This is a genomic window from Sorangiineae bacterium MSr11954, assembly GCA_037157815.1.
GTDB classification, from domain to species: domain Bacteria; phylum Myxococcota_A; class Polyangia; order Polyangiales; family Polyangiaceae; genus Pendulispora; species Pendulispora albinea.
The window spans coordinates 10,041,936-10,064,805 of the sequence record CP089984.1 but is presented as its reverse complement, the minus strand read 5'-3'; the positions used below and the strand labels follow the sequence as shown (position 1 = coordinate 10,064,805).

Annotated in this window: 17 protein-coding genes and 1 pseudogene; 12 read left to right on the top strand and 6 right to left on the bottom strand. The window is 66.1% G+C overall.

The window, feature by feature from the left end; genetic code table 11:
- Positions 1 to 40: 40 nt before the first annotated feature.
- Complete coding sequence (gene ada / locus LZC94_39285; protein WXB13865.1) at positions 41 to 1,153, bottom strand: bifunctional DNA-binding transcriptional regulator/O6-methylguanine-DNA methyltransferase Ada; 1,113 nt, start codon at positions 1,151 to 1,153, stop codon at positions 41 to 43.
- A 421-nt stretch (positions 1,154 to 1,574) separates the two neighbouring features.
- Here ada and LZC94_39280 point away from each other — a divergent pair.
- From LZC94_39280 to LZC94_39270, 3 genes and pseudogenes are all read left to right on the top strand, one after another.
- Positions 1,575 to 1,808 (top strand): annotated as a pseudogene (locus LZC94_39280) (hypothetical protein).
- 387 nt (positions 1,809 to 2,195) lie between these two features.
- Positions 2,196 to 2,990: a phytanoyl-CoA dioxygenase family protein gene (locus LZC94_39275; GenBank protein ID WXB13864.1), complete on the top strand. Its 795-nt coding sequence runs from the start codon at positions 2,196 to 2,198 to the stop codon at positions 2,988 to 2,990.
- A gap of 268 nt (positions 2,991 to 3,258) precedes the next feature.
- Positions 3,259 to 5,160 (top strand): sigma 54-interacting transcriptional regulator, encoded by a 1,902-nt coding sequence (locus LZC94_39270; protein ID WXB13863.1) that lies wholly within the window; start codon positions 3,259 to 3,261, stop codon positions 5,158 to 5,160.
- Here the strand turns inward: LZC94_39270 and ssuD are convergent.
- Complete coding sequence (ssuD, locus tag LZC94_39265; protein ID WXB13862.1) at positions 5,075 to 6,259, bottom strand: FMNH2-dependent alkanesulfonate monooxygenase; 1,185 nt, start codon at positions 6,257 to 6,259, stop codon at positions 5,075 to 5,077. The two genes, LZC94_39270 and ssuD, sit on opposite strands and share 86 nt — an antisense overlap.
- A gap of 364 nt (positions 6,260 to 6,623) precedes the next feature.
- Here ssuD and LZC94_39260 point away from each other — a divergent pair, with 364 nt between their 5' ends.
- Together LZC94_39260 and LZC94_39255 are read left to right on the top strand one after the other, a co-directional pair.
- Positions 6,624 to 7,115: a flavin reductase family protein gene (locus LZC94_39260; protein ID WXB13861.1), complete on the top strand. Its 492-nt coding sequence runs from the start codon at positions 6,624 to 6,626 to the stop codon at positions 7,113 to 7,115.
- On the top strand, positions 7,112 to 7,657 hold the full coding sequence (locus LZC94_39255) for an NAD(P)H-dependent oxidoreductase (GenBank protein WXB13860.1): 546 nt from the start codon (positions 7,112 to 7,114) through the stop codon (positions 7,655 to 7,657). The genes LZC94_39260 and LZC94_39255 overlap by 4 nt, the downstream gene beginning before the upstream one ends.
- Positions 7,658 to 7,670: 13 nt before the next feature.
- Here the strand turns inward: LZC94_39255 and LZC94_39250 are convergent, their stop codons facing one another.
- Complete coding sequence (locus LZC94_39250; protein ID WXB13859.1) at positions 7,671 to 8,219, bottom strand: MerR family transcriptional regulator; 549 nt, start codon at positions 8,217 to 8,219, stop codon at positions 7,671 to 7,673.
- Between the two features lie 2 nt (positions 8,220 to 8,221).
- A complete protein-coding gene (locus LZC94_39245) occupies positions 8,222 to 9,220 on the bottom strand; it encodes an aldo/keto reductase (GenBank protein WXB13858.1) in 999 nt (332 codons plus the stop codon).
- A 274-nt stretch (positions 9,221 to 9,494) separates the two neighbouring features.
- Here LZC94_39245 and LZC94_39240 point away from each other — a divergent pair, with 274 nt between their 5' ends.
- From LZC94_39240 to glmS, 5 genes are all read left to right on the top strand, one after another.
- Positions 9,495 to 11,723 carry an Ig-like domain repeat protein gene (locus LZC94_39240; protein WXB13857.1) on the top strand — a complete coding sequence of 743 codons (2,229 nt, stop codon included), beginning with the start codon at positions 9,495 to 9,497 and terminating at the stop codon, positions 11,721 to 11,723.
- A gap of 435 nt (positions 11,724 to 12,158) precedes the next feature.
- The gene (locus LZC94_39235; protein WXB13856.1) at positions 12,159 to 13,235 is read left to right on the top strand and encodes a 3-isopropylmalate dehydrogenase; all 1,077 of its coding nucleotides are present in this window, start codon (positions 12,159 to 12,161) and stop codon (positions 13,233 to 13,235) included.
- Between the two features lie 244 nt (positions 13,236 to 13,479).
- Entirely contained in the window at positions 13,480 to 14,121 is a 642-nt protein-coding gene (locus LZC94_39230; protein WXB13855.1) for a hypothetical protein, read from the top strand.
- A gap of 41 nt (positions 14,122 to 14,162) precedes the next feature.
- Positions 14,163 to 14,975 carry a S1 family peptidase gene (locus LZC94_39225; protein WXB13854.1) on the top strand — a complete coding sequence of 271 codons (813 nt, stop codon included), beginning with the start codon at positions 14,163 to 14,165 and terminating at the stop codon, positions 14,973 to 14,975.
- Positions 14,976 to 15,157: 182 nt separating this feature from the next.
- Positions 15,158 to 17,059 (top strand): glutamine--fructose-6-phosphate transaminase (isomerizing), encoded by a 1,902-nt coding sequence (glmS, locus tag LZC94_39220; GenBank protein ID WXB13853.1) that lies wholly within the window; start codon positions 15,158 to 15,160, stop codon positions 17,057 to 17,059.
- Positions 17,060 to 17,068: 9 nt separating this feature from the next.
- Here glmS and LZC94_39215 read toward each other — a convergent pair whose 3' ends face one another.
- Positions 17,069 to 17,725, bottom strand: coding sequence for a TetR/AcrR family transcriptional regulator (locus tag LZC94_39215; GenBank protein WXB13852.1), 657 nt, complete (start codon positions 17,723 to 17,725; stop codon positions 17,069 to 17,071).
- Positions 17,726 to 17,837: 112 nt separating this feature from the next.
- Between LZC94_39215 and LZC94_39210 the strand changes: the two genes are divergently transcribed.
- Entirely contained in the window at positions 17,838 to 18,851 is a 1,014-nt protein-coding gene (locus LZC94_39210; GenBank protein ID WXB13851.1) for an NAD(P)-dependent oxidoreductase, read from the top strand.
- A 626-nt stretch (positions 18,852 to 19,477) separates the two neighbouring features.
- Complete coding sequence (locus tag LZC94_39205) at positions 19,478 to 20,488, top strand: NAD(P)-dependent oxidoreductase (protein ID WXB13850.1); 1,011 nt, start codon at positions 19,478 to 19,480, stop codon at positions 20,486 to 20,488.
- 617 nt (positions 20,489 to 21,105) lie between these two features.
- Here LZC94_39205 and LZC94_39200 read toward each other — a convergent pair.
- A complete protein-coding gene (locus tag LZC94_39200) occupies positions 21,106 to 22,701 on the bottom strand; it encodes a methyl-accepting chemotaxis protein (protein ID WXB13849.1) in 1,596 nt (531 codons plus the stop codon).
- Between the last annotated feature and the right edge of the window lie 169 nt (positions 22,702 to 22,870).

The following is a 22,870-nucleotide window of genomic DNA, read 5'->3' as shown; positions in this document are numbered from 1 at the left end:
TGCCGCCGCGGGCGTGAGGTCGTCGCGTGCAAGGCGCCGCTCACGAAGCGGCCTCGCGCTCGCGCTCGCGTTCGAGGAGCGCACGTTTGCGCTCGACGCCCCAGCGGTAGCCCGACAGCGAGCCATCGGTTCGGACCACGCGATGGCACGGGATGGCCACCGCGATGGCATTCGACGCGCAAGCCTGCGCCACCGCGCGCACGGCCTTCGGCTGGCCGATGCGCTGCGCGACGGTGGCGTAGCTCGCCGTCGAGCCGGGGGGGATCTCGCGCAACGCTTGCCACACGCGCTTTTGAAACGCGCTGCCGCGCACGTCGAGCGGAAGATCGAGGCTCTGCTCGGGGGCCTCGACGTGGCCGATTACCTTGGCGACCATGGACTCGAAATCGAGGTCGCCGCCCACGAACTGCGCCTGCGGAAAGCGATCCTGCAGATCGCGCACGAGCAGCTCCGGGTTGTCGCCGAAGAGCACGGCGCAAACGCCCTTGTCGGTGGCGGCCACCAGGACCGAGCCGAGCCAGCACTCGCCGACCGCAAACCGGATCGAGGTGCCACGGCCGCCTTTGCGGAAGGCGGTGGGGGTCATGCCGAGCATCTTGGACGATGTCGCGTAGAAGCGCCCGTTCGATTGGAAGCCGGCGCCGTAAATGGCTTCGGTCACGGTGGTTGCCTGCGTGAGCTGGTGCTGCACGCGCCCCGCTCGATGTGCATCTGCATAGGCCTTGGGCGTGACGCCGGTGAGCTTTTTGAACACGCGATGAAAGTGAAAGCGGCTCATGCCCACGCCATCGGCCAGATCGTCGAGCGAGGGCATTTCGTCGGCTTCTTCGATCATGCGGCAAGCCTTGGCCACCGCGGCCGCGTGCCGTTCGGTCCACGCGGACTCGTCGGGATGGCATCGCTTGCAAGGGCGGAAGCCCGCGCGCTCGGCTTCGCCCACCGTGGTGTGGAACTCCACGTTTTCACGGCGCGGCTGCCGCGAACCGCACGAAGGTCGGCAGTAAACCCCCGTGGTTTTGACGGAATAGAAGAACGACCCATCGGCCGCGCGATCGCGCCGCACCACCGCGTCCCAACGTCCATCGTGGGTTGCGAGCGAGAGCGTCTCCGATCGTGAAGCGGGACCAGGGTGCGAGACCATTGCGTTCATCATGATGCTCCACCCTAAGGACCGCTGCTCGGACGAACACTCCGGGCCTTGCTTTCGAATTCGTTTGTGTTCATTGGCGCGGGCCCGCAAGAAGAGTACGCTCGCTGGGATGGCCAATTTCAACAATGACGGTGGGAACGGAAATCCGTACCAGGGCCACCCCCCGTATCCACAGGCCCCGACTGGCCCGACTGGCCCTGCAGGCGCAGGCGCAGGCGGTCATCCTTCGCCCGCGCAGCAAGGTCAACCCGGCTATCCCGGCTATGGGCCGCCCCCTCAGCAAGGCGCGGTCAACCCGCCCGGTTATGCGCCGCAGTCTCCGCAGGGCGCACCGAACCCCGCTCCTGGCTATGGGGCGCCGCAGCAGCAGCCAGGATACGCACCGCCGGGCCAAGGTCAGCCAGGATATCCGCAAGGCGGGCAAGGGTACGCGCCGCAAGGCGGTTATGCGCCGCCGCAACAGCAGCCTGGTTACGGTCAACCGGGTTATCCGCAGCAAGCGGGCTATCCGCAGCAGCCGCAACAAGGGTATCCGCAACAAGGCTATCCGCAACAGGCGCAGCAGCAGCAGGCGGGCTATCCGCAACAAGGCTATCCGCAACAGGGTTATCCCCAACAAGGGTACCCTCAGCAGGGATATCCGCAGCAGGGAGCCGGACAAATGCAGGATCCGCTGGCCGGGATCGTCAGCGGGCAGCTCACCAATCCTTGGATTCCGGGCGCGCTCCTATCGTTCTTTTTGCCGGGGTTGGGGCACCTGTTTTTGCCGCGCTCCGACCTGAAGTCGATTGGGATCAAGATCTTCGTCGCCTATATGGTCATCATGATTGGCGTGCCGGTGCTCTTTGGCATTCTCGGCGCCCTCACCGGTGTTTACCAACTTGGTTACGTGGGGAGCCTCTTTCACTTGTTTCGAATCGTCGTGCACCCGCTCTCGATGCTCCACACGCACGACACGGCGTGCAAGCTCGACCCGAAGTTGGGGCAGCCGATTGTCTTCAAGAAGTGACCCCCGCGGCGTGAGCTTCGCGATGAGCGCCCTGCCATGAGCACCATGGCCGAGCACCTCGAGCGGCTCGCGCGCGATGGGTACACCATCGTCGAGGACGCGATCGAGCCCGACCTGATCGATCGCATCGCGCGCGATCTGGAGCGCTTGGAGCGCGAGCTCGGCGCCAAGCCGGCCGTGAACCTCTTCGAGGGCACGAAGACGGTGCGCATCTACAACCTGCTGGCGCATGGAAAGCTCTACGAAGCCATCCCCGTGCACGAGAACGTGCTCCCCATCGTGGAGGCGGTGCTCGATCGGGGGTGCTTGGTGTCCTCGCTCTCGTCGATCGCCATCGATCCGGGGCAGGACGCGCAGCCCGTTCACGCGGACGATCAGCTCATTCCGCTCGGCAAGCCGCATGCGCCCATCATCTGCAACACCATGTGGGCGCTCACCGATTTCACGGAGGCCAACGGGGCCACCCGCGTCGTTCCGGGATCGCACCACCGGGATCGCTCGCCGGAGCTCGGCGTCCACTACGATACGGTGCCCGCCGAAATGCCGCGCGGAAGCGTCCTGGTGTTCAACGGCAGCCTCTGGCACGGCGGCGGCGCCAACCGCACGTCCATGCGGCGGGTGGGGATCGCGATGAACTACTGCGCCGGCTTCCTTCGCCAACAGGAGAACCAGCAGCTGGGCATCCCGCTGGAGACGGCGCGCGGCTTCTCTCCGCGCCTGCGCAAGCTCGTGGGGTACGGGATCTACCGCGGGCTCATCGGCCACATCGACAAGTGCAGTCCAGTCGATCTGCTGGACGGAACCGGTCCACGCCGGGTCATGCCGGACTAAGGCGTCGCGAAAGCTCCGCGGTTACGTCCTGCTCATGCGGGAGGAGGTCTCCCGACGGCCCGCACCGTTTCACGCGATCCGCGCGGTTCAAGCGGCCCGTATGGTTTCACGCAGTCTGCGCGGTTCAAGCGGCGCGTGTGGGTTTCACGCGGTCCGCGCGGTCTAACGTGGCCCGTGCGATCTCGGGCGCTCGAGACCCGCAGGACGATGAATGTCTGCTATAGTGGACATGTTTCTGTTATGATGGTATGCCTGTTCCCGTGAGCCCATGTCGGTGTTGCAGCTTGCTCGAACCGATTCACCGTCGAGGGCGAGGGCGCTCGTTTTCGAGGATGCGCGCTCGGTCGCGCTGCTAAAGCGGCTCGAGCGAATCGCGGCCAGCGGCATCGCGGTGCTGGTCACCGGGGAGACGGGCACCGGCAAGGAAATCGTCGCGCGGCATGTGCACCTGGCGAGCGCGCGGGCAGACCGGCCTTTCGTGGCCGTCAACTGCGGGGCGCTCTCGCCGGCGCTGATGGAGAGCGAGCTATTCGGCCACGAAAAGGGCGCGTTCACGGGGGCGCTCGGGGCCAAGCCCGGGTGGTTCGAGGTGGCCCACGGCGGGACCCTCTTCCTCGACGAGGTGGGCGATCTGCCGCTGGGCGCCCAAGTGAAGCTGCTTCGCGTGCTTCAAGAGCGCGAGGTGGTGCGCATCGGCGCGCGGCGCCCGATCCCCGTCGACGTGCGCGTGATCGCCGCCACCAACGTGGGGCTCGCGTCGGCGGTGGCCGAGGGGCGCTTTCGCTCGGACCTGTACTACCGGCTCGATGTCGGCCACCTGGCGATTTCGCCCCTTCGTGAGCGACCCGGCGACATTCTGCCGCTCGCGAAGCACTTCCTCGCCGTGTACGCCGAGCAGCAGGGATTGACCGGCGCCGCGTTTTCCCCCGGCGCGATCCGCCATCTGATGGCGCACCTCTGGCCCGGAAACATCCGCGAGCTGGAGAACGCCATTCAGCGCGCGCTGGCCGTGTGCACGGACGCCGTGGTGACCGAGGACGATCTGCGCTCGCCCAGCGCACCCCCGAGCCGCGCGGCCGCGTATCCCGTCACGTCCCCCATCGCGCACCCGGCCGCGCACCGGCCCGAGGCGAGCGCACCCGCGAAGGACGCCCAAGCGGCGCTCGAGGCCGCGCTGCTCGCGTGGTTCGAAGAGCCCGAGCCGGACCTGTATCGCAAAATCGAAGACACGGTGTTTCGCACGGCCTACGCCGCGAGCGATCGGAACCAACTGGCCGCGGCGCGCCTGCTCGGCATCAGCCGCAATGTCGTGCGCGCGCGCTTGATGCAGCAAGGGCTCCTCGCGCCGTCGGTGCGCAGCCGCCCGGGCGCGATGCGCGTGCGAATCGGCTATCAAAACTTCGGCGTGCTGGCGCGGCTCAAGAGCACGCGCGGGCTCGATCCGATCTTTGCCGCGCACGACGCCAACGTCGAGTGGATCGAGTGCGCGACCGGCATGCACGTGGTGGACGGGCTCGCAGCGGGCGCGCTCGATCTCGGCGTGGTGGGCGAAGCGCCGCCCGTGTTTGCGCAGGCGGACAGGGCGCCTTTGGTGTACCTCGCGTCGGAGCCGCCTGCGCCGGAGGCGGAGGCCATCGTGGTGCACGAGCCCTCGGGCATTCACTCCTTGACCGATCTGCAGGGACGAACCTTGGCCCTGAGCCGCGGCGCGAACGTCGTGTACTTCGTGGTGCGCGCCTTGGAGGAGGCGGGGCTCTCGATCGACGATGTGGAGCTTCGCACCTTGGCCCCGGCGGACGCCCACGGCGCGTTCGCGCGCAAAGAGGTGGACGCGTGGGCCATCTGGAACCCCATGCTCGCGTCCCTCCGAACGTCGATGCCGGCGCGCGTGCTGCGCGATGCGCGCGGCTTGGCCCCGAATCGTGCATTCTACATGGGCCGGCGCGACTTCGCCGACGCGCACCCGGAGATCGTCGATGCGTTCCTCGGCCAGGTGGCCGAGGTGGGCGGCGACGCGCGCACCATCGACGCCGAGGTGATGGCGTCGCAGCAGCACATCGCCGACACGTTTCATCGGCTCAAGTTCATTCCGCGTCCGGTGCGGGTGAGGGAGGCTGTGTGGATGCGGCCGCGGCCCGCAGCGTTCCCGGCGCGTAGCGCAGGGCGATGATCTCACCGAAGGGCCCCGTGACGTTGTGCTCCACCGTGCGCGGGCGGACGGTGATGGGCAAACGCGGAAACAAAAGCTCCGCCACCCGGTACGCCTCCTCGAGGTGCGGATAGCCCGACAGGATGAAGGTGTCGATGCCCAGATCGGCGTACTCGCGCATCCGGGCCGCGACCGTATCGGGATCGCCCACCAGCGCCGTGCCCGCGCCGCCGCGCACCAGCCCCACGCCCGCCCAGAGGTTCGGGCTCACCTCCAGCCGATCGCGGCGGCCGTTGTGCAGCGCGGACATGCGCCGCTGGCCCTCCGACTCGAAGCTCGCAAAGGCGTTTTGCGCCGCCGAGATGGCCGTGTCGTCGAGGCGGCTGATGAGATCGTCCGCGGCCTCCCACGCCGCGCGCGCCGTCTCGCGCACGATGACGTGCACGCGCAGCCCGAACCGCACCTTGCGCCCATGCTCCTCGGCGCGGCGGCGAACATCGGCCAGCTTGGCGGCGACGGCATCGGGCGGCTCGCCCCACGTGAGGTACACGTCCACGTCGCGCGCGGCGACGGCGTGCGCCGGCGGCGACGAGCCCCCGATGTAGAGGGGAGGGTGCGGCTTCTGCACCGGCGGATAGAGGAGCTTGCCGCCGCGCACCTTCAAGTGCTTTCCCTCGTAGTCGACGCTCTCCCCCGCGAGCACCCTCTTGTAGATCGCCAAAAACTCCGCGGTCGCCGCGTAGCGCTCGTCGTGGGAGAGAAAGATCCCGTCCCCCTCCGACTCCCCGGGATCGCCGCCCGTCACCACGTTGAGCAAGAGGCGCCCGTTCGAGAGCGCATCGAAGGTCGACGTCATGCGCGCCGCGGTCGTGGGCGACGTCACCCCCGGACGAAGCGCCACCAGAAACCGAAGCCGCTCCGTGACGGGGATCATCGTCGCCGCCGCGATCCACGCGTCCTGGCACGAGCGCCCCGTGGGGAGCAGCACGCCGTAGTAGCCGAGCGAATCCGCAGCCTGCGCGATCTGCCGCAAGTACGCCAGATCCACCGCGCGCGCACCCTCCGTGGTGCCGAGGTACCGTCCGTCGCCGTGCGTGGGGAGAAACCAGAGGATGTCCATGGGTGCCATCCCGCTCCGCAACCGACGTGCCACCTATGTGCGGGTCCTCGCCGAGGATAGCGGCGCACGCCGGTGAACGTTCCCGATCGCGCGCCGCATCGCAAACTGCTCCTCCAGCAACACCCCGCACGCACCTCGTTGCTGCTCCAGAAGCAACGGACCACTCCGACGCCCGCGATCGGGGCCGCTGCACGAGTTGCCGAGCGCATCGTCGCGCTCCGAAGCCTTGGCGTGAATTTGGTATTGAGCGATTTCCTCGTTGTACCTTCCACCCCTGGGTCGCTCGCCGTTCGCGTGCTACCGGAAAGCGAGCAAGCTCGTGCTTTGGTCTCCAGATGGCCTTATAGAGAGGGAGGAGACCAACATGGTGGATGCGATTTCGTCGTCGGCGTTTCGTGAGAGCCTTGCCCACTTTGCCAGCGGCGTGACCATCATCACCATGCGCGCACCCGAAGGTCCCGTGGGTTTCACGGCCTCGGCCTTCACATCGGTGTCGCTCGACCCTCCGCTGATCCTCGTCTGCGTGGGAAAGCAGGCGAGCTTGCATGATCGCTTCTTGGTGCACGCGCACTTCGGCGTGAGCATCCTCGCGCAGGAGCAAGCGTGGATCGCCTCGCAGTTCTCGCAGAAGAAGGTCGATCGCTTCCGCGACGTTCCCTTGTGCGAAGGCCCCGTCGCCCAGGTGCCCCTCATCGAGGGCGCGCTGGTGCACCTCGAGTGTCGATGCCACGAGCGGCATCCGGCAGGAGACCACACCATCGTGCTCGGGCGCGTGCTGCACACGTCGAGCACGCACGGGCGCCCGCTCGTTCACTACAAGCGAAGCTTCGGCGGCTTCAGCGGAGATAAACCATGACCAGCAAAGGCCGGCGAATCGTCTTCGTCGGTGGGAGCCCTTCACCCACGTCCCGTTCGCGTTTCGTGGCCACCGCGGTCGCGAAGGAGCTCGAGTCCGAGGGCTTCGCGGCGGACCATTTTTCCCTCCACGACTTCGACGCCGAGGACGTCTTCCTCGCGCGCACCAGCGCGTCCAAGATCGTGCGCTACCTCGACGCGGTGAAGGAAGCGTCGGCCATCGTGCTCTCGACCCCGGTCTACAAGGCCACCTACGCCGGCGCGCTCAAGGCCATCGTCGATCTGCTCCCGCAAGACGCCTTGGTCTCCCGGCCGGCGCTCGGCATCGCCACCACCCGTCTCGAGGCGCATGGACGCGAGGTCGATGGAGCCTACCAGTCCCTCTTCGCGTTCTTCCGCGCCCGCTCCCGGAGCTCGCTCATCGTGCTCGACGACGAGCTCCGCATCGACGGCACCTCCGGCACCTTTACGCAGGCGGCCGAGGATCGCGTGCGGAGCGCGGCGCGCAGCCTCCTCGGCGATTTGCACGAGACCGCCGTGTAGCGCGGCCTCGCCTTCAGTGCTTGGTGGGCGCCAGCTCGAACGGCACGCCGGTGCTCGTGTGACGCTCTTTCTCTTCGTAGAGCGCGATCTTGCACTTGATGACCTCCAGGTTCGCCTGGAGATCGGCCAGGCGGGTCTCCACCTCCTCGCGGTGCATCTCGAGCAGGCGGCGCCGCTCGCCCACCGTGGAATCCCCCCGGCGCATCAGCCGGGCGTACTCGAGCATGTGGCGAATGGGCATCCCGGTGCGCTGAATCTTCCGAAGAAACGTGATCCACCGCACCTCGTCCTCGCCATAGCGGCGGTGGCCGCTCGCCGAGCGTGGCACCCCAGCGAGCAGACCGATGCGTTCGTAGTAACGGAGCGTGTGCACGGTCACGTCCGTCATCGCAGCCACCTCGCGAATGGTGTAATCGCGCGGCGCGCCAGGTCCTTGCACCTGCGCATGGACCTGGCCATTCACCTGGCCCGAGGCATCCGCGACCGGCGCGCGCGACACGCCCATGACATGGGTCGTGCCCGCCGCGCTCGCCGCATTTGCCGATTTTGCCACGTGGTTCATGGCTATCCGCGGAGCCTCGCCATCATGGCTTCAGGATACCGCTGACCAGCCGCGGCGCCGGCGGGAAACACCGCCTCGATGGCTTTTGCATCCTCCGGGGTGATGATGACGTCGAGCGCGCCAACGTTCTCCTCGAGGTACTTGCGTCGCTTGGTGCCGGGGATGGGTACCACATGGTCTCCGCGCGAGAGCGTCCATGCGAGGGCGAGCTGCGAGGCCGTGCATCCTTTTTCTTTGGCGATGCCCTCGACCTTCTTCACCAGCTCCAGGTTCTTCGCGAAGTTCTCACCCTGGAACCGCGGGCTATTGCGCCGGTAATCGTCCTCCGGGAAGTCCTCGAAGCGCTTGTACTGCCCCGTGAGGAACCCACGCCCGAGGGGACTGTAGGCCAGAAAACCGATGCCCAACTCTTTGCACGTCGCGAGCACCCCATCCTCGTCGGGATCGCGCGTCCACAGCGAGTACTCGCTCTGCACCGATGCGATGGGGTGCACCTGGTGCGCACGTCGCAACGTTTGCGCGCTCACCTCGGAGAGCCCGATGCCCCGCACCTTGCCTGCCTTCACCAGATCGGCCATCGCGGACACGCTCTCCTCGATGGGCGTGTTAGGGTCGACGCGGTGAAGTTGGTACAGATCGATGACGTCGACCTGAAGCCGCTTCAAGCTCGCCTCGCACGCCTTCTTGATGTACTCGGCGCTCCCGTTCACCCCGCGCACGCTCTTGTCCTCGCTGCTGCGCACGATGCCGCACTTGGTAGCCAAAAAGGCCTGATGCCGCCGTCCGCGAAGCGCCCGTCCCACCAGCTCTTCGTTGGTGTACGGTCCATACATATCCGCCGTATCGAGCAATGTGACACCGAGTTCGAGCGCGCGATGAATGGTCGCAATGGACTCCGCCTCGTCGCGCCCGTTGCTCGGGCCGTAGAACTCGCTCATTCCCATGCAACCAAGGCCCACCGCCGACACATCGAAGGCCCCGAGCTTTCTCGTCTTTGCCATGTTCGTTTGCCTTTCCTCGCCGGCTCCGCTTTCCGGTGCCGCGCGTCTTGGGCAAACTGATAGGAGTTCGAGCGCGCTCGAAGTCAAGGGACGCTCGGCCGCGACAAGTCGCGACGCTCGCGACACTCAGCTGAGCCGTTGAAAAATGCGCCAACGCTACAGATATACAGCTGATTTTGACGATTTCGCGCACCAGAGGCGGCATTCGTGTCCGGAAACGTACAATCGCATGGTATTGGACTGGCCTCTTTCTAGCATTCGCGAGGTGTGACCCATGCTTAGGTGGTTATTTGGTATAGTGGTCGGTTTGGGTCTCTGGCTCGTTGCCGGGACCGCTGGGGCGGTGGAAACCTGCCCATATGGGATCGATGGTGAGATCACCCCCGGTGTGGATCCCAAGGAAACGGGTCGAATCAACCAGGGGTTTTCCGCGACGAAGTGCAGCGACTCGAGTGTTCCCGCACCGCAGGTCGTCGGGGGCCAGTACGGGTACGACGTGTACGAGTTCACGAACAACACGTCCCAGACGTGCATCAGCGTGACCCTCACGGCGAAGCCCACGCCCACGCCGAAATACTTGTTCGCCGTCGGCTACACGGGGAGCTTCAACCCGTCGGCCGTCACGAACAATTTTGCAGGGTATCCGCTCCAGCCGGTCGCGAATGGAGAGTCGCAAACCTTCGAGATCAAGGTGAACCCCCTCACGAACTTCTCCGTCGTGGTCAACGAGGCGGACGACGGTCGTGGCGGGCAATATCGCCTCGACGTCGCGGGCTGCGGCAAGCCGCTGCAGGTTAGCTCGGTCGAGCCGTTGTACTGCCCCGTGGCGGGTGGTCTGGACGTGCGCGTCCGCGGCCAGGGCTTCGAGACCATCAGCGGTGGCACCAAAGTGTCGTTCGGAGGCGCCGCGTCGCTCAACACCATCGTCGTGAGCGACACCGAAATCGTCGCCGTCTGCCCGCCCCACGAGGCGGGGACCGTCAATGTCGTGGTGACGAACCCCAACACGGCCAACGTCGCGTTCCCCGGCTTCGTCTATTGGGACAAGCAGAACTCGAACGTGAGCCTGATGACCACCACCGTCAGCTCGCCGACCACCGCGACCGACAGGTCCGTCTACGGTGAAGGCATCACCTTCCGCGCGACGGTGCGTCCGGACCAACCCCGCTTCCCCACGAAGTTGGTCCACATCCGCGACAACGGCGTCGACATCCCCAACGGGACGATCGCGCTCGATCCGGCCAATGGCGCGGGCAACATCACCGTGGCCGATCTCGGCGTGGGTCCGCACAACTTCTCGCTGCACTACGATGGCGATGAGTTCTTCAACCCGGGCGACTCCAATGTCGTGCCGTTCACGATCAACAAGGCCGACACGACGACGACCGTCAGCGCGACGAGCCCGTCGGCACCGGGCGCTCGGGTCGACTTCCAAGTGACCGTCAATCCGAACGCCCCTGGAACGGGCGTTCCGTCCGGGAACGTAACCCTTCGCGACACCACCACGGGGACGGACCTTGGAACAGGCGTCCTCGCAAATGGCGTGGTGACGATCACGTCGACGCCGCTCTCCGCGCCTCCTGAAGCGCATTTGATCGTTGCTGTGTATGCGGGTGACGATCGTTTCAACGGGAGCACGACGAACCCGCCGTGGACGCAGCTCGTCAAGCCGGTCAAAACCACGGTGGTACTCACCGCGGATCCTCCGACCTCGACCACCTTCGGTACCACCGTTCGCTTCACGGCGACCGTGACGAGCGTCGCCGGCACCCCCACGGGAACCGTGACCTTTGCGGATTCCCTATCGGCGCCGGCCACCGTCACCATTGACCTGACCGGCGGTACGGCCGTGTGGACTGCTCAAAATTTGTCCGTGGGCACGCGCTCGATCGTCGCGACATACAACGCCGTCAGCCCTCATGAGACGGGTACCGCTACCATCCCGTACACGGTCAATAAGGCAGCCACCCAGGTGGACGTGGTTGCGGCTCCGGCCAGCCCGTCCGCGCCCGACACGGCTGTCACGTTTACCGCAACGGTCTCGAGCGCCGTAACCACGCCCGTCGTCGCCGGTTCGGTCGAATTCAAACTGAACGGAACGTTGATCGCCTCCAAGGAGCTCGATGGCAACCGCAAGGCGTCGGTCACCACGCCACGACTGGCTGCAGGAACCTACACGCTCGTCGTAGATTTCAAGGCAAAGGCCGACTCGCCCTTCGCGAACAGCACACGCACGATCACGCACGTGGTCGGCTCCACCGGCGGCGACGCCGGCGCCGATGCGGGCGACGGTGGTAAGGACGGCGGTACCGACTCCGGCACCGGCCGCCCCGACTCCGGTGGCGGAACGAACGATGGCGGTCGCCCCAACGGCGGCGGCACCACCGAAGGCGGCGGTTGCGATTGCAACACCACTGGCGCTCCTGGCTCCGGCGTCATGGCACTCGTCGCGGGTCTCGGCTTCGCGATGATGCTCGTGCGTCGTCGCCGCCGCGCCTCGTGATGCGCTGCTAAGGTCGAACACACCGCACACGTAAGACGGCAAAAGGCTCGCGAGCTTCGCGGGCCTTTTGCTTTTGTGCATCCGCACGTATGCCCTTCACGCGGCTCGAGAGACATGGCGTCGTGGAAACGCGCCGGTCGATGCGATGGCTCCGTGCTTCCGATCGCGCATCACGCTTCGATGGGGACTGCTCATCGAGGCTAATTGAGAATCGTCTTGGGATTGCGCGTCGAGAGAGAGCTTTGTTTCGCAAATAGCGCAAATAGAGTGATGATTGCGTTGCGGAATCTCATCTCGGAGACACCGCACGCCGGCATGGACGCGAGCACCCGCGTTTTCCGCGCGCTATCGTTCTCCAAACACGCACCGGCATCCTCGCCATGCTGGCGTTTTCTGCATCTGGCATGTCGCAAATCTTCCGGATAGCGTGACGTCATGTCCGACCTCATCGCGCTCCTCCCCGGAGATGGAATCGGCCCCGAAGTGATCCTCCAAGCGCGCCGCGTGCTGGAGCTCTACCGCGACCAGCGTCGTATCGACATCGAGCTATGGGAGCTCGATCTTGGCGCCGAGCGTTATCTTCGCGACAAGACCACGTTCCCCAAGGAAATCGCCGACCGAATCGCCGGTGAGGCGCGCGCCGTTCTTCTCGGCGCCCTGGGCGATCCGCGCGTTCCAACCTTGGATTACGCGCGCGATATCCTCTTCGGACTTCGCTTCGGCCTCGATCTATACGCCAACATTCGCCCCGTCAAAGCCCTGGATGACCGGCTGGTGCCGCTCAAAGGGCGGACCGCCAAAGACGTCGATTTCGTCGTCTTTCGTGAGAATACGGAGGGCATTTATGTGAACGTCGGCGGCCAATTCAAGCGCGGCACGGCCGACGAGATTGCCATCAACGAGGACGTGAACACCCGCAAGGGGGTCGAGCGGCTCATCGTGGCCGGCTTCGAGTATGCGCGTGCGCACGGCAAGAAGACGGTGCACCTCGCGGACAAGTCGAACGCGATGCAGCACGCGCACGAGCTCTGGAATCGATGCTTCTTCGAGGTCGCCAAGAGGTACCCGGAGATTGCGGCGCGTCACGTGTACATCGACGCGCTTTGTTTGTACTTGGTGCAGGATCCCTCGCCGTTCGAGGTGGTCGTGACGAACAACTTGTTCGGCGACATCGTGACCGATCTGGGCGGAGGCCTCCAAGGTGGGTTGGGGATGGCGGCCAGCGCGAGCTTGCACGCCTCCGATCCCAAGCGGGTAGGGCTCTTCGAGCCGGTTCACGGGTCCGCGCCCCCGCTGGCCGGCAAAGACGTGGCGAACCCGTTTGCGGCCATTCTCACCGTGGGGTTGCTCCTCACGCACCTCGGTCATCCGCAAGAACAGACGCGTATCGAAGACATCGTGGCGCGCGGCATTCGCGAAGGGGCGTGCACCCGCGACGTGGGTGGAAATCTCGGAACGCGCGCGGCCGGCGATTGGTTCCTCACCGCGCTTCAACGCGAGCTGGGCTACTAACCCCGGCGCGCTGCCAACGCGAGCAGCACTCGCGCCAGCAGCGGCCAATGCGAGCCGCGGCTAACGCGGGCACGGGCAACGCGCGCCGCGGCTTACGCGGGGCAGCCGCTCACGTGGGGTCGCGCCAACGCGAGCTGGGGCGATGTAGGGCGCTGTCGTGTCAGATTTCGCTCCCCCGCGCACCGGCCTCCGGAACTTTGTCGTTCCTCGGCTGTCAGCTTAGAGAGGTCATGTCATCTTAGACATGGTCGAGAGGCGACGGATGGACGTGCGGGGCTGGAATCTAGGAGTACTTGCGGCGGTTGGCGTGCTCTGGCTCGCGTGCGGCATCCAGCGCGAAAAGCCCGTCCTCGGCTGTCCGCCGCTCGCGATGGCCGACTTCGCCCGCAGCGGTGCTCCGGCCGCGCTCCCGCTTCGGGCGCTCGAGGCGCACGTGGCCAACCACCCCGCCGATGCTGCGGGCCGGCGCGCGCTCGCCCAATCGTACCTCGACGCCCATGCGCCAGGCCTCGCGCTGCGCATCATCGAATCGGCATCGCCCGCCGTCCGCCTCGATCCGGAGCTCGAGCACGTCCACGCACGCGCCCTGGTCGAGCAGGGAAGGTCCGCCGATGCGCTGGTCGCCGAGCGCCATGTCTTGGCCGCATGCTCCGGCGAGCCGGTGTCCGCGGCACCCGCGGCACCCGCATCGCCCGCGGCACCGGTCGGAGCAAGCGCCGGACCTCCGGCGGCCGCCCCGAGCTGGATTTGCGCATCCGCATCGCGCCGCGTGGCGTTTCTCGAGGAGCTGGTCGCGCTCGGGGTCGAAGACGCCCAAGCGCACCCCGAGGCCAGCGCGGTCGCGTACCACAATGCTACCCGCGAGGCACGGCTCGCGCTCCAATGACGAAACATCCAACCGGAGCTTCACCGCTCGTCGCGATGGCGATGGCCTCGTTTCTCCTCGGCCTCACGGGCTGCGGGGTCCTCTTTGGCAAACCTGCGTCCTTCGTGGCCGCTGCGCGCGTGGGCAACGAGGAAAAGAAGCCGCCGCGGTTCTTTGCGCCGCCGCTCGCCATCGCCACCTCGGAGGATGCCGTCGTTCGCGTGATCGGGCGCCATGTCACGTGCTCCGGCACCCTGGTCGAGGACGACCTGGTGCTCACCGCGCATCATTGTGTGGTGGAGCGCGGGAAGTCGGGCGAGTTCACGCATCGTGCGCTCACCGGCAAGGACATCCGCATCGAGCTTGGTGGTGACTACCTCGCGTGGGGCTATGTCGGCGTGAAGCACGTGGTGGCGCCGCCTTGTGGCGAGTCGGGCGGCGCGGGCGATGTGGCGGTGCTGGTGCTCGAGCGCAAGCTCGTCGGCCTGGGCACCATGACCGCGCGGCTCGATGTGCCGCCCAAAGAGGGCGAGCCGGTGGACCCCGTGGGGTTCGGACGATGCGCGCTGTCCCCGGACGGCATTCATCGGTCCATCCGCGGTGGCGGGCACATCGCCGCCGTCGGCCCCGGCACCCTCTCGCTCGAGGCTTCGATCTGCCCCGGCGACTCCGGCGGACCGCTGCTTGCACGGGGTAGCCATCAGGTCGTCGGCGTCATCAGCCAGAGCGCCATGGATGGCGATGAGCAAACGCGCAGTGCATCCATCGCCACCCGCATCGACCGCTACCGCATGGTCTTCTCCAACGCCCGGCTCATTGCCGACGGCATGTCCCCGAGCGAAGTCCCGCCGCTCACCTGCGAGCGCGGTCCCTAGCCGCAAGCTCCGCGCGCCCGCGCGACGACCGCAAGCCGCCGCTCGACCCACGTTCGTCCCGTCGAGCACGTAAACGTCGAAGCGCGAGCGACTGTTCGGCAACCTTTGCCATCGAAGGCAAAGGAATCGGCTAAAGTCATGGGTCGTTACAGCGCCTGAACGGCAAACGGGAGAACGAATCGATGTGCGGAATCGTAGCGTACGTTGGCGAACGGGAGTGTGCAGGCATTCTGGTCGACGGTCTGCGGAAGCTCGAATACCGTGGCTACGACTCGGCGGGGCTCGCGCTCCACACGGGCCGCGGCGTGGAGATTGTTCGCGCCGTGGGCAAGTTGGTGAACCTCGATAACGCGCTGGCCAAAACGCCGCTCGCAGGAAAGACGGGCATCGGCCACACGCGCTGGGCAACGCACGGGCGGCCCAACGAGGTGAACGCGCACCCGCACGTCGCGGGCAAGGTGGCGGTGGTGCACAACGGCATCATCGAGAACCACGGGATCCTCCGGCAAGAGCTCGAGGCCAAAAAGATTCGCTTCAGCAGCGACACGGACACCGAGATCGTCGCGCACTTGATCCAAGAGGCCATGAGCGAAGGCGCGCCCTCGCTCGAGGAGGCGGTGCGAAAGGCGCTCCGGCGGGTCAAAGGCGCGTACGCCATCGCCGTGGTCAGCGGCGATGCGCCCGATGACATCATCGTCGCCAAGGACTCCTCGCCGCTGGTCCTCGGCGTGGGCAAGGGCGAGATGCTCGCCGCCAGCGACATCCCCGCGCTGCTCGAGCACACGCGCGAGGTGATCTTCCTCGAGGACGGCGAAATGGCCCTGCTCCGCAAGACGGGCCCCGTGATCTCGAAGATCGATGGCACCCCCGTCACGCGCGCGGCCAAGCACATCGAGTGGTCCGCCTCCCAGGCCGAAAAGGGCGGCTACAAGCACTTCATGCTCAAGGAGATCCTCGAGCAGCCCCGCGCCATCGAGGACACGGTGCGCGGCCGCATCAATGTGAGCGAGGCCGACGTGGTGCCCGAGGAGATCGGCGTCACCCCGGCCCTCGCCAAGAGCATCACCCGCGTGTACTTCGTGGCCTGCGGAACCAGCGCGCACGCCGCCATGGCGGGCCGCTACTGGGTCGAGCAGCTCGCCAGGCTCCCGGCCACCGTGGAGATCGGCAGCGAGGTCCGCTACCGCGAGCCGGTCTTTTCGCCGACCGATCTGGTGGTCGCCGTCAGCCAGAGCGGCGAGACCGCCGACACCTTGGCCGCCGTGAAGGCCGCCAAAGCACAAGGCGCGCACGTGCTCGCCGTCGCCAACGTGCTCGACAGCGCCCTGCCGCGCGCAGCGGACGGTGCGCTCTACACGCATGCCGGCCCCGAGATCGGCGTCGCCTCCACCAAGTGCTTCACCACCCAGCTGGCGGCCCTCCTCATGCTGGCCGTCTACCTCGGACGCCGGCGCGGCACCCTCTCGCAAGCCGAGGGGCATCGCGTGCTGGGCGGGCTGCTCAAGGCCGCCCACGACATGCGCGACGTCCTCGAGCAAAAGGACAAGATTCAGCACATCGCCAAGAAGTACTCGCGCTCGCGCGACATGCTCTTCTTGGGGCGCGGCACGGGCTTCCCCATCGCGCTGGAGGGCGCGCTCAAGCTCAAGGAAATCTCGTACATCCACGCCGAGGGTTACGCGGCGGGCGAGATGAAGCACGGTCCCATCGCGCTCATCGACGAAGAGATGCCGGTGGTGGTGCTGTGCCCCAAGGACGCGCACTACGAGAAGACCGTCTCCAACCTCGAAGAGGTGCGCGCCCGCGAGGGCATCGTGATCGCCGTCTGCACCAAGGGCGACACCGAGATCCCGCGCCTGGTCACGCCCAGCATCTCGCAAATCCCGGTCGCAGGGAGCCGCTCCCAGCGCCAGCCTTTCGCCATCTCGGAGCCGGACGTCATCGAGATCCCCGAGGTCGAGCCCGAGGTGTTGCCGCTGCTCACGGTGGTGCCGCTGCAGCTGCTGTCCTATTACATCGCGGACTTCAAGGGCACCGACGTCGACCAGCCGCGCAACCTGGCGAAGACCGTCACCGTCGAGTGACGTAGGCGCTCAGGTCTTCGCCGCCAGCCACTTCACGATCAACGAGGCCATGGCCGCCGTGGCGGTGGCCTCGTCGATGCGTCCTTGCATCATTTCGCGCGAGATGGCCTCGGCGGCGCCGACGATGCCGACGCAGCGCAGGTGCAGCTGCTCCTTCGGCACGTCCGCGTACGGCGCCAGCGCGTCGCAGTACAGGCCGACGTACTTGTCGAGGAGCTCCTGGTGGACGCCCTCCATCTCGCCATCGCCGTTGAGCGCTGCCGTGATCGCATGGCACTCGGGGCCGGCCGTCGCGTAGCACGTCATGTACGCGTGGCTCATCACCCGCGCCACGTCCTCGAGCCGTCGCCGCGTGCGCTTGAGCGCCTGCTGCAGCGCCTCCACCTGCCGATCGTCGATTTGCTTGTAGAGCTCGATGAGCAGGCCCGAGCGCGTCTTGAAGTGCTCGTAGGCGATGGGTTTGCTCACCCCGGCGCGCTCCGCCAGGTAACCGAGGGTGAGCGCGTCCGTGCCTTCTTCTCGAACGATGCGCATCGCGGTCTCGAGCAGCTGATCGCGGCGCTGGGCCTTGGGCAATCGCTTGGCGGAGGTCTCGATCATGGCTCGGGGCGGGTTCTCCACGGCTCCTTGGGTCCAGTGTGCATCGCGCTTGACAGTAGCATCCATCGGGGTCATTACCTTTAGTAACTTACTCAGGGTAACTTGTCGGCTTCGGAGAACGTGAGCTTTTCTCCGGGCGAGTCAAGGCATTCAACGAACCAAAGGAAGAGGATCGTCCATGTCCACATCTGCGCGCGCGCAAAATCCGGTTCTCATCGTGGGAGGGTCCGGCGTCGTCGGCTCGCTCTCCGCGAAGATCCTTCGCCAGCTTCACCCGGATCTCCCCATCACCCTGGCCGGCCGCGATCCCAACAAGGCCGCGGCGGTCGCCCGCGAGGTGGGCGGCGCCGACGGGGTGGCGGTCGATTTGGGGCGGGCCGACTTGGGGCTCCCCGAGGGGCGCGCCTTCAGCGCCATCGTCATGTTCACCAAGGACGAGACGCTCCACGCCATGCGCTACGCGCAAGCGAAGGGCACGCCTTATCTGGGCCTCTCATCGGCGCTCTTCGAAATGGGGCCCGAGGTGAGCGCCTTCGTCCACGCGCCCAAGGGGGCGCCGATCCTCATGGACAGCAGCTGGCTGGCGGGGACGGCCATTTTGCCTACGCTCCAGTTTGCGCGTGCGTTTCGCAGCATCGACGCGATTGCCATCGGCGCGGTCCTCGATGAGCGCGACATGGGGGGCCCCTCGGCATATGCCGACTACGATCGCATCATGCGCGCGGCGCGCACCGCCATGATCCTCAAAAACGGAAAATGGATCTGGGCGGGCGACGATGGTACGCGCCGCTTTACGCGGGTAGACGGTACCGAGGTGGAAGGCCAGGCGTACCATGCGATGGATACCGTGGGCCTCGCGGCCGCTACGGGGGCGGCGAATGTCAGGCTCGATATTCATTTGGGCGAGTCGTCCAGCCGGGGGCGTGGCGAGCCTTTCTCGACGGAGGTCATCGTCGAGATCGAAGGGCGCACGAACGACGGAGCGGCGGCGCGTGTGCGGCACGAGCTCGTGCACCCCGAGGGGCAAGCGCCGATGACGGCGGTGGGGGTCGCCGTCGGCGTGGAGCGGTTGTTGGGGCTCGCCGGTGGCGATCCGGTGGCGCCGGGGCTGCATTTGCCCGAGACGTTGATTGAGCCGGACTACATGGTGAAGCGTTTGAAGGAGTTTGGTGCGCGCATTGGGCGTGCGTGATGGGGAGAATTGGTTTCGTGACGGTGTGAGTCGGTTTGGTGCGCGCGCGATGCGTGATTTGGGCGTCTGCCGGATCGTTTGCTTCGATGCGTGATTTGGGCGTCTGCCGGATCGTTTGCTTCGATGCATGATTTGGACGTCTGCCGGATCGTTTGCGCCGAGTGCCGGGTTAACGGGCGCCTGCGAAATTGTTTTGCTTCGATGCGTGACTTGGACGTCTGCCGAATCGTTTGCTTCGATGCTGATTTGGACGTCTGCCGGATCGTTTGCTTCTAGTGCGGGGTTACGGGCGCCTGCGAAATTGTTTGTTCAATGCGTGATTTGGTCGTCTGCCGGATCGTTTGCTTCGATGCGTGATTTGGTCGTCTGTCGAATCGTTTGCGCCGAGTGCGTGATTTGAGTGTCTGTCGAATCGTTTGTGTCGTATGTGGATTTTTGGGCGGCCTACGAAATTGTTTGCTCCGAAGCGTGATTGAGTGTCTGTCGAATCGTTTGCTCGATGCGTGCTCTGCACGCAGTGAAGTCGTTTGTTCGAATGCAACCGTGACGTTGTTCTGAATTTCGAATTGTTCGATTCATCCGGCTGACGAGACGAATCGTCGAGCCGAGGAGAGGATCCATCCGCCATGTCCCATGTTACGAAGAAACCCGTTCTCATTCTCGGAGGCTCCGGCGTTGTCGGCCGCCACACGGCAAAGACGCTGCGCCGCCTTCATCCCGATTTGCCGCTCGCGATTGGCGCGCGCGACCTCGATCGGGCGGGCGCGCTCGCCAAGGAGCTCGGTCACGCGACCGCGGCGAAGATCGATCTGGATCGGCCCGATCTGGGGCTCCCCGCCGATGCCGCGTTCAGCGCGGTGGTCACCTTGCTCAAGGATGAAACGCTCAACTCTGCGAAGTATGCGCAGTCGCGCGGTCTACCGTACATTGCATTTTCGGATTGGATCTTCGAAATGGGCCCGCTGGTGGCGCGTTACGTTCATGCGCCCGCGAGCGCACCGATTCTCTTCTTGGGTCACATTTTGGGTGGAACGAGCACCTTGTCGACGCTCCATTTCGCGAAGGAGCTCCGGCGGGTCGATTCCATCGAGCTCGCCGTGGTGCTGGATGAAGATGACGTCGGCGGGCCGTCCGCGCAAGGTGACTTCGAGCGCGTGGAAAAAGCAGTCTCGAGCTACTTGCTTCGCAAAGAGGGCAAGTGGCATTGGGCGACGGAGGCCGACGCGCGCGGCCCGATCAAAGACGCGGCCGGGGCCGAGCTCGCGGCACGAGGCCTCTCCGTGTTCGACACGTTGAGCCTCGCGACCGCCACCGGTGCACCCTCCGTGCGCGTCGACATGGCCATCCGCCCTAAGGCGAGCCGGGCGCCCGGCAAGGGGATCTCCCACGAGATCATCGTGGAGCTCCACGGCGAGAAGAACGATGGAACCGTGGGAACCATCCGTCACGAAATCGTCTACGGCATCGGCCACTCCGAGTCGAGCGCATGGGGCGCGGCGTTGGCCGTGGAACGCCTGCTCGGCCTCGCCGGAGGCCCACCCGTCGAGGCGGGGCTCCACTTCCCCGAGCGCCTGCTCGATCCAGCTTACGTGGTCGAACGCATCAAGGAGTTCGGCGCCCGCGTCAAGCGCGCATAACAGCTACGCCGCCGGCGTCGAGCGTGCTCCTTTGGGTCGACGTGCAACGCGAGGCGCCGGTATCGAGCGTGCGCCTTGCGTCGAGCGTGCCGTAGCATCGAGCGGCAACGCGAGGCGCCAATATCGAGCGGTTCGCCTTGCGTTGCTCGTGCCCGTAGCATCGAGCGGTTCGCGCTGCGTCGACGTGCAACGCGAGGCGCCGATATCGAGCATGCGCCTTGCGTCGAGCGTGCCGTAGCATCGAGCGGCAACGCGAGGCGCCAATATCGAGCGGTTCGCCTTGCGTTGCTCGTGCCCGTAGCATCGATCGGCCGCGTTGCGTCGACTGGCAACGCGAGGCGGCGGTATCAAGCGGTTCGCCATGCGTCGAGCGTGCCCGTAGCATCGAGCGTACTCCTTTGGGTCGACGTGCAACGCGAGGCGCCGGTATCGAGCGGTTCGCCTCGCGTCGAGCGCGCCCGTTGCATCGAGCGGCCGCCTTGCGTCGACGGGCAACGCGAGGCGCTGGTATCGAGCGTGCGTGTTACGTCAAAGCGTGCGTGTTGCGGCGAGGGTGCTCGTTGCGGCGAACGTACCCGTTGCGTCGAGCCCGCAACGCCAAGCGCCGGTGGCGACGATCAACGGGGCGTGATTTTTCGCATGCGTTCGAGCGCGGCATTGAGCTGCCGCAGCGACGTTTCTTGTTGCCGCGCGCTCTCCTCGATGCGGCCTGCGGCGCCGAGGACCTGCTCGCTGCCGCGCGACTGGGTGCGGTGGGTCACGTTGAGCTGATTGACCATCGCGGAGATGTTCTCGATGGCGCTCGTGATCTGCCGCCCGCCGCGCGACTGTTCTTGCGAGCTGCGCTCCACGTGCTGCGTGATGAGACGCATCTTCTCGGCGCTCTTCATGATGAGCTCCGAGCCGCGGGCCTGTTGCGCGGTGGCGGCTGCGATTTGCTGCACGGTCTCGGCGATGCGGCCGATGGCGTCCGTGACCTGCTTCGACCCTTTGGCTTGTTCCACGGTGGCGCGCGCGATGGCGCGCACCATGTTGGTCGACTTCTGGCTGCTCTCGAGGATCTTCTTGAGCGCCCGTTCGGCCTCGTTGGACACTTCTACGCCGCGATCGACGTTGTGTGCGCCGCGCTCCACGGCCGCGATGGCGTTCTTGCTTTCGCTCTGCACCGTCTTGATCAAGTCGGTGATTTCGCGCGTGCTCGTCCCCGCGCGCTCGGCCAAGTCTTTGATCTCGTCGGCCACGACCGCGAAGCCTTTGCCTTGCTCGCCCGCTTGCGCCGCGATGATGGCGGCGTTGAGCGCGAGGAGGTTCGTCTGCTCCGCCACGTCGTCGATGACGTTGACGATTTGGCCGATGGCCTCGATGCGCGAGCCCAGGTTGCTGATGACGCTGACCGCCTCTTGGGAGCTCTCCTTGATGCGGTAGATTTCGCTGATGGTCTTGAGGATCGCCTCGGCGCCTTTTTCGGCGTCGAGCGCCACTTCCTCGGACAGACGCGCCGTCTCGTTGGCGTTCGATTGGACTTGGTCGATGGAGACGTCCATCTCGTTCATCGAGGAGCTGGTCTCCTCGGCCGTGAGCGAGAGCGCGTCGACGTTCTTGGCGACCTCCTTGATCGAGTACGCCATCTCTTCGATGGAGCTCACCGTTTCGCGCACGCTGCCCGCGAGCTCGCCCACGTTCTCCGCGACCTCGTCGTTCGTGGCCGTCATCTCCAGGATCGACGAGCTCGACTCTTCCGCGCTCGACGTGAGCTGCTCCACGTGGGCGGCCATCTCGCGGATGGCCGATGTCATTTCGCGAATCAGCTTCGATGTCTCCTCGGCAGCGGAGACCTGCAGGCTCACGCCTTCGACCAGCCGCCGTCCCACCTCGTCCAGCGCACGCTCCGCCTCGGCGAGATCGGTGTCGCGCGCGTTGTGCTCGGTGAGCTCGCGCGAGCGCGCCTCGACTACCTTGGTCAGCTCGTCGTAGATGCGGGCCAGCTCGGGGGTGGCCCGCGCAGGGAGCACGGGACGCTGACCGCCGGCGACTTGTCGGATGGCGTCGCCCAAGGGGCCGAGGTGCTCCGTGCCGCCACCTGGATTTTCGCCGGCCGCCAGCAAGGTCGTGACGACACCGGCGCCTCCGACCAGGATCAGCCAGGGACCTAGCTGCTGGTTCATCACGAAGGCGAGGATCGTGACTCCACCCGTCACGAGAAGATAAATCAATTGTCGAGACGTAAGCTTCATCGGAACGAGGCCGCCGTTCATCGCGGCGGATCAGGGGCTCGGGGCTGGCGGGCTTGCTTGCTTGCTTGCTTCACGAGGCCGCCGTTCATCACGGCGGATCAAAGGCACTGGAGGGCTCGAGGCTTGCTTGCTTCGACTCTTCGACGCG